Annotated in this window: 7 protein-coding genes; all 7 read right to left on the bottom strand. The window is 40.3% G+C overall.

Features of this window, described 5'->3' with window-relative positions; all coding sequences use genetic code 11:
• Positions 1 to 189 precede the first annotated feature (189 nt).
• Positions 190 to 2,355, bottom strand: coding sequence for a Tex family protein (locus tag V7127_RS08605; RefSeq protein ID WP_438823988.1), 2,166 nt, complete (start codon positions 2,353 to 2,355; stop codon positions 190 to 192).
• 154 nt (positions 2,356 to 2,509) lie between these two features.
• On the bottom strand, positions 2,510 to 3,295 hold the full coding sequence (sigB, locus tag V7127_RS08600) for an RNA polymerase sigma factor SigB (protein WP_335484883.1): 786 nt from the start codon (positions 3,293 to 3,295) through the stop codon (positions 2,510 to 2,512).
• Complete coding sequence (gene rsbW, locus V7127_RS08595; RefSeq protein ID WP_335484880.1) at positions 3,273 to 3,746, bottom strand: anti-sigma B factor RsbW; 474 nt, start codon at positions 3,744 to 3,746, stop codon at positions 3,273 to 3,275. The genes sigB and rsbW overlap by 23 nt, the downstream gene beginning before the upstream one ends.
• Complete coding sequence (locus V7127_RS08590) at positions 3,730 to 4,074, bottom strand: anti-sigma factor antagonist (RefSeq protein WP_335484878.1); 345 nt, start codon at positions 4,072 to 4,074, stop codon at positions 3,730 to 3,732. Before V7127_RS08590 ends, rsbW begins: the two co-directional genes overlap by 17 nt.
• 280 nt (positions 4,075 to 4,354) lie before the next feature.
• Positions 4,355 to 4,705: a type II toxin-antitoxin system endoribonuclease NdoA gene (ndoA, locus tag V7127_RS08585; protein ID WP_066301680.1), complete on the bottom strand. Its 351-nt coding sequence runs from the start codon at positions 4,703 to 4,705 to the stop codon at positions 4,355 to 4,357.
• Positions 4,706 to 4,709: 4 nt separating this feature from the next.
• Positions 4,710 to 4,991, bottom strand: a complete 282-nt coding sequence (locus V7127_RS08580) for a CopG family ribbon-helix-helix protein (RefSeq protein ID WP_066301683.1) — start codon at positions 4,989 to 4,991, stop codon at positions 4,710 to 4,712.
• Positions 4,992 to 5,205: 214 nt separating this feature from the next.
• A complete protein-coding gene (gene alr / locus V7127_RS08575; protein ID WP_335484876.1) occupies positions 5,206 to 6,378 on the bottom strand; it encodes an alanine racemase in 1,173 nt (390 codons plus the stop codon).
• Positions 6,379 to 6,464: the final 86 nt, after the last annotated feature.

Below are 6,464 nucleotides of genomic sequence, written 5' to 3'. Positions count from 1 at the left end.
GTCTTTTGCTTGAGGCCCGCAGGATGCGGGTCATGCAGACGTTGCCACAGGACGTGGCGTTCTTAGTCGGCGAGCCCCTAGGCGCTGAAGCTGGACAAATAGAAATGCGGAAGCACCTTGCTTATTGATACTTCACAAACAAAATAGCGCTAGGGCGTAACCTAGCGCTTTACATCGTAAAAAATCCATTTATTCATTTGGAGCCAACATAGTTAGAGAAACTCTTCCTTTATTTTTATCAACAGAGTCGACCCAGACGGTAACAACATCGCCGACAGAAACAATATCTAGTGGATGCTTAACAAATTGGCGGCTTAATTTAGATATATGAACAAGCCCATCCTGCTTTACTCCGATATCAACAAAAGCGCCGAAGTCTACGACATTACGGACAGTCCCTTGAAGCTCCATACCCGCATTTAAATCCTCCAGCTGTAGAACATCCTTCTTTAATAGCGGTGTCGGCAAATCATCACGCGGGTCTCTTTCCGGTCTGACAAGTGCATCAATAATATCCTTAAGCGTAAGCTCTCCTATCCCTAATTCTGCAGCTGTTTCGGCAACATTTAATTTTGAAAGTGAATCCTTTAATGCTGCTGTTCCTAAATCGCTTGTTTTAAAACCTTGTTTATCAAGCAATTTTATGACCTCTGGATAGCTTTCGGGATGGATACCTGTACGATCTAGCGGTTCCTTTCCATCTATAATTCTTAGGAAACCGATAGCCTGCTCATATGTTTTCGCTCCTAGGCGCGGAATTTTTTTAAGCTGTTTGCGAGTTGAAAATTTCCCTTCTTCCTCCCGCATCTTCACTATATTATTGGCGACCGTCTTGGAAAGCCCCGCAACATATTGGAGCAAGGAAGAAGAAGCTGTATTAACATTTACACCTACTTGGTTTACAGCCGTTTCTACAACAAATGTTAAGGATTCCGATAATCTCTTTTGTGAAACATCATGCTGGTATTGCCCTACTCCAACAGACTTCGGGTCAATTTTCACTAGCTCTGCTAACGGGTCCTGTAAGCGGCGGGCAATTGATACAGCACTTCTTTCCTCTACTTGTAAATCTGGGAACTCTTCTCTGGCCAGATTAGAAGCCGAATATACACTAGCTCCCGCTTCATTTACGATAAGATAGTAAACTTCTTCTTTAAGCTCTTTTAAAATATCGGCAACAAACTGTTCAGTCTCTCGCGAAGCAGTACCATTTCCAATGGCGATCATCTTCACTTGAAACGTGTGAATGACATCAATAATTTGTGCTTTTGCCTCTCGCGCCTTCGAAACAGGAGGATGCGGATAAATGACCGCTATCTTCAGAACTTTCCCTGTTTCATCTACGACAGCAAGCTTACATCCGGTTCGATACGCTGGGTCCACTGCTAGAACAACTTTTCCTTTCAATGGCGGCTGCAGTAATAGCTTCCTTAAATTTTCTGAGAAAATCATGATAGCCTGCTCTTCTGCTTTTTCCGTTAATTCATTTCTTATTTCTCTTTCAATGGATGGCTGAATTAAACGTTTGTAACCATCCTCATAGGCCTCTTGAACAATGGACGATACTTTCGACTTTTCATTCTTAATCCACTTTTTATGTAAATATTTCAAAATAAAATCAGTATTCGGTTTAAGGCTGATTCGTAAAATCTCTTCCTTTTCACCGCGGTTTAATGCCAATGTACGGTGCGGGACGATTTTTGAAATGGGCTCTTCGTATTCATAATACATTTCAAAAACCTTTTTCTCATCCTTTGATTCGTCCTTCACTGTTGATTCAACCGTTCCAGTTTTTGCTGTTTGCTCGCGAATCCATTTTCTGCTGTCTGCATCATCGGATACCCATTCTGCAATAATATCCTTCGCGCCAGTGATGGCTTCCTCAACAGAATTTACTTCTTTTTCTTCTGAGAGGAATTCCTTTGCCTTGTCCACGGGAGATTCTGTTAATGGAAAGATTAGCATCCATTCCGCAAATGGTTCTAAGCCTTTCTCCTTCGCGATCGTTGCTTTCGTTCGGCGCTTCTGCTTATAAGGGCGATATAAATCCTCTATTTCCTGCAGCTTTTCTGCAATCTGTATGTGGTTTCTTAATTCATCTGTAAGCTTTCCTTGCTCATCAATTAATCGAATAACTTCCTCTTTTCGCTGTTCAAGATTTTGTATGTATTGCCAGCGCTCCATAATGTCACGAATTTGAACCTCGTCTAAAGCGCCAGTTTGTTCTTTACGATAACGGGCAATAAAGGGGACCGTGTTTCCTTCTTCCAGAAGGCCGATTGTGTTTCTAACTTGTTTTACAGATACCGATTGTTCTAATGCTATTTTTTCTAAAACTTGATTATTATTTACGATAGTTGTTTCCAAAATTTTACCCCCAGCCATTAAGTCTTGTTTTTCATTTTACCAAATTCTTGATTAAGTTTCATATGGGACACTCCGTCTTCAAAAAAAAAGAAGCTTACCTAGACAACTAGGCAGCCTCATACCGCAAATATTAAGTATTTGTTTAATCCTGATTGGCTGATTCTGCGTGAATAGCTTCCTGCAGTTTTTTTATAGCTCGTCTTTGGAGTCTTGAAACGTGCATCTGTGAAATTTGTAATTTTTCCCCCGTTTCCTTTTGACTCATGTTTTCTAAATATGTGTATTGGATGATTTGTTTCTCTCTCTCGGTTAGCACATGTAAAGCTTTTTCCAGTACAAGCATTTGATTGATCTTTTCATAGCCCTTATCCACCTGACCCACTATATCATGTAAGGTCACAGTTCCACCTTCTGAATCAGCATCAATTGAATGATCAACGGAAAGGGCCTGATAGCTTTTTCCCATTTCAAGGGCTTCTAGAACCTCTTCCTCCTCAATGTCTAATACTTCCGCAATTTCGTTCATTTTCGGAGACCTTTGGAGTTTAACTGTTAACTCCTCGATCGTTGTTTTAATTTTCGGTCCTAGCTCTTTTATCCGGCGGGGCACATGAACACTCCATGTTTTATCACGTAAAAATCGCTTAATTTCTCCGATAATAGTCGGGACTGCAAATGCCTCAAAATTCTTCCCAAAGGTTTCATCATATCGGCGTATAGCTCCCAGCAGTCCAATTAGCCCAACTTGAGTTATATCTTCATGAAAGGCTTTTCCCCTTGAGTATTTTCGTGCAATGGATTCGACTAAGTTCTGATAGTATAACACGAGTGAATTTAGAGCTTCTTCATCTTGGTGCTGCTGATAAGCTTTGATGAGCTGGTTGATTTCACCCTTTGATTTTTGATTAGGTCGAGAGTGCTTTAGCATCCATCTCCACCTGCTCTCCTTCTAGGTATTTAATCATGAATACCGTCACACCCTCTTTATCATGGATTCTAACTTCATCCATTAAAGACTCAATTAAGTACAGCCCCAAACCCCCTTCACGCAAATATTCAATGGAATCTGTCTGTTGATACCGTCCAATCCCTTGCCTGGCGGATAAAAAGTCAAAGCTTTTGCCATTGTCGGCAACCATTACTTCCAGCCGGTTTTCATATAACCCGAAACCAACGACCACTTCACCATGTTCTTCCTCTTTATAGGCATGCTGTACAGCATTTGTACACGCCTCACTTACGGCAATTTTCAAATCCTCAATTTCGTCAAATAAAAAACCCATCCGGCTTGCAATTCCTGATAGGGTAAGCCGAACCACATTCACGAATTCAGCTTTTGCAGGGACCTTAATTTCAATATAATCAAACGATTGATTCATTCTCTTCACCTTCATTCTGGCTGGAAATATCAATAATATTGGCGAGACCAGTCATTTTGAAAAGCCTCAATAAACGCTGAGATAATCCAACTATCCGAAGCTTGCCTTGATTGGAGCGTATATTTTTAAACACACCAACAAACACTCCTAGCCCTGTGCTATCTAGGTAGGATACATTAGATAGGTTAATGATCATTTCTATTCCTTCTTTTTCTGAAAGAGGAAATAGCCTCTCTCTAAGCTTTGGTGCAGTAAACGCATCAATCTCACCCTGAACAATCACATTCATTTGATTTCCCTGCTCGTGAATTTTTAATGACATATTCATAACTGACCCACCTTTTTGCATATCAATTTGGATATTTACTTCCCTGTTTGCTGAATGAATAAACCGTTTTATTTATATTTTTTAAAATGATTATTAACAGTTTAGCAGAAATATTGGATGGGTAAAGGAAGGTAACGGTTGGAGAGCCTTATCAAATAAAAATGGCAAGCATTTAGAATGCTTGCCGCGGGTAGATGTAATAATAATTAAAATAAATAAAAGACCAATTGTCCTACACACAAAAAATAAAAACGCCCTTATGGAAAGAGCGTATTTTGTATTAAAATTCGATGAGCCCTAAGCTAATCTGAACGGCTTCATCCACTTTTTCCATCATTTCGTCATCGAGATGGGTAATTTTATCGGTTAAGCGCTGTTTATCGATTGTTCGAATTTGTTCTAAAAGAATTACCGAATCTCGTTCAAAACCATAGCGCTTCGCATCAATTTCAACATGAGTAGGCAGCTTAGCCTTCTGAATTTGAGCAGTGATTGCAGCAACAATTACTGTGGGACTAAACCGATTCCCGATGTCGTTTTGGATGATCAGCACTGGACGGACGCCACCTTGTTCTGAACCAACAACTGGGGATAGGTCTGCAAAATATACGTCACCACGTTTGACAATCAAGGGATTACCCTCCGCTTACTAGACGTTCAACTGTGTTTTCTGCCTCGAATTCTGCAAGAAATGCTTCAGATGCAATCGTCAAGTTTATTTTCGCCATCTCCATATAACCACGTCTCATGGCCTCACGAATTTGTCTCTTTTTTCGCTCGCGCAAATACATTTTGGTTGCTTGATAAATGAATTCACTCCGATTTACGTTTTCCTGCTTTACAAAGCCATCTAACTCGGTTACAAGATGTTGCGGTAATTTCACCATAATCTCTGTTGTTGCGCTGGACTCAGACACAAACAAACACCTCCACCATCACTACACACCATTTTATATCTACCATTTTTAATATTAACATCAATCTGACCTCATGCAAAGGGGGTTTATCAATTCTTCTCTATTATCCGCCAAAAAATTATTCTTTTATGCATAAAGCTCTGCTTTCTTATTGAAGAAAATTAAATTTTCCCTAATTCCCTTTCAACTAAGGTCAGTTCAATGTAATCCCATTCTAGAGAAGGCTGTTAATGATCTTTGAAACTTGCCCATTTTTCTTATATACTCTAGGAATTCTTGCACCGATCATACAAGTGATCTCATAATTAATAGTTCCAAGTCTCCTTGCAATGTCATCGGCAGTAATTTTTTCTTTTCCTTGCTGTCCTATAAGGGTGACATCAGTACCAACAGGCAAATCAGCTGGAAGCTTAATCATACATTGATCCATGCATATTCTGCCGACAATCGGTGCTCTTTTTCCATCTACCAGTACATCCTGCCCCTGGAGCTTACGTGTCCATCCATCAGCATACCCAATTGGCAGCGTACCAATCCATTCATCTTCCTGCGCTTCATAGGTAGCACCGTAGCTAATCTTCTCCCCTTTTTTCACCTTTTTAACATTCACAACCTTCGTATTGAGAGTAAAGGCAGGTTTTAAAGGAAAAGGAAGGGTGGGCTCCATTTCTACGGACGGCATTAATCCATACATGGCAATCCCCATTCTGACAGCATTTAAATGCGCTTCCGGAAATTTTAACGATGCTGCACTATTACTTGTATGAATCAATTCAGGTTTTTTCTTCAGCCATGAAATCATTTCATTAAAACGTTCCAACTGCATATTGTAATATGCAGGATCAATCTCATCAGCTGTCGCAAAATGAGTAAAAACCCCTTCTATATGGAAGGCATGACTTTTGGCAACAACAATCTCAATCTCCTCAAGCTCCTTCCCTCTTCTTATTCCTATTCTTCCCATTCCGGTATCTAGTTTTAAATGGATCGTTAATTTTTGATTAGATCCAACGTAATGCTTTGCTCTTTCAAGCCATTCCAGCTGGAAGACTGTCAATGTGATATTTTGTTCAATGGCAATCTCCGCATCCTCTGGACGGCTTGCACCGAGAACAAGAATCGGTGCGGTAATGCCCTTTTTCCTTAAGGAAAGCGCCTCATCCAGTATGGCTACGGCAATATAGTTGGCACCTGCCTCTAACGCTGCCTTGGCAACCTCTGCATCCCCATGTCCATACCCATTGGCCTTGACAACAGCAAAGATCTTAACGACATCCTGTACATGCTTTCTCAATTCCTCAACATTATATGCTATATGATCCAAATTAATTTCCGCCCAAGTATCTCTATAAAAAGCTGTTTGACAATCTGCAACTTTGGCCATCATTTGAACACCCTTTTTTCTTTTTTATATGTCGATTATCGACTCCCTTCGACACCTTTGTCAATTAATTTTCCAACTTTTCAGGAATA

Source organism: Bacillus sp. JJ1773 (assembly GCF_036962035.1).
In the GTDB taxonomy this organism is placed as follows: Bacteria; Bacillota; Bacilli; order Bacillales; family Cytobacillaceae; genus Cytobacillus.
Note: the sequence above shows the minus strand (reverse complement) of the source record. Positions and strands in the feature narration are given on the sequence as shown.

Excerpts from the sequence above, each read along its gene's own strand:
- sigB (WP_335484883.1), bottom strand. The coding sequence starts at position 3,295 with ATGCTAAAGCACTCTCGACCTAATCAAAAATCAAAGGGTGAAATCAAC.
- rsbW (WP_335484880.1), bottom strand. The coding sequence starts at position 3,746 with ATGAATCAATCGTTTGATTATATTGAAATTAAGGTCCCTGCAAAAGCT.
- alr (WP_335484876.1), bottom strand. The coding sequence starts at position 6,378 with ATGATGGCCAAAGTTGCAGATTGTCAAACAGCTTTTTATAGAGATACT.
- V7127_RS08590 (WP_335484878.1), bottom strand. The coding sequence starts at position 4,074 with ATGAATATGTCATTAAAAATTCACGAGCAGGGAAATCAAATGAATGTG.